1 protein-coding gene is annotated in these 592 nt (G+C 65.0%); it reads right to left on the bottom strand.

The window, feature by feature from the left end:
- Positions 1–592, bottom strand: a 592-nt coding sequence (locus AAE045_RS23875) for an RNB domain-containing ribonuclease (RefSeq protein WP_455549782.1), incomplete at both ends; no start/stop codon positions are given.

Below are 592 nucleotides of genomic sequence, written 5' to 3'. Positions count from 1 at the left end.
AGCGCGTGCTTGATCGCACGGTGCACCAGCAGATCGGGGTAGCGGCGGATCGGCGAGGTGAAGTGCGCGTACGCATCCAGTGCCAGGCCGAAGTGGCCAAGGTTGTCCGGCGAATACACCGCCAGGCTCTGGCTGCGCAGCAGCACCGATTCCAGCAGTGCTGCGTCCGGTCGGTCGCGCACCTTCTTGAGCAGCTTGGTGAAATCGGCCGGCTGCACCTTCGACCACGGCGGCAGGCTCAGCTTGAATTCCTTCAGGAACTCGAGCAGGTCGGCGTACTTGGATTCCGGCGGGCGCTCATGGTCACGGAACGGCGCCGGCACGTGCTTGGCCAGCAGGTAGCGCGCAGCCTGCACGTTGGCCGCGATCATGCATTCTTCGATGAGCTTGTGCGCATCGTTGCGCACCATCATCCCGGCCTGGGTGACTTCGCCGGTGTTGTCCAGCACGAAGCGCACTTCGGAGGTTTCAAACTCGATCGCACCGCGGCGGGTACGGGCCTTGGCCAGCACGTGATACAGCTGGTACAGGCGATCCACCTGCGGCATCAGCGGACCGATCGCCTTGCGCGCGGCCGGGTCGTTCTCGCCCA

This window comes from Dryocola clanedunensis (assembly GCF_038405435.1).
GTDB classification, from domain to species: Bacteria; Pseudomonadota; Gammaproteobacteria; order Enterobacterales; family Enterobacteriaceae; genus Dryocola; species Dryocola clanedunensis_A.
Note: the sequence above shows the minus strand (reverse complement) of the source record. Positions and strands in the feature narration are given on the sequence as shown.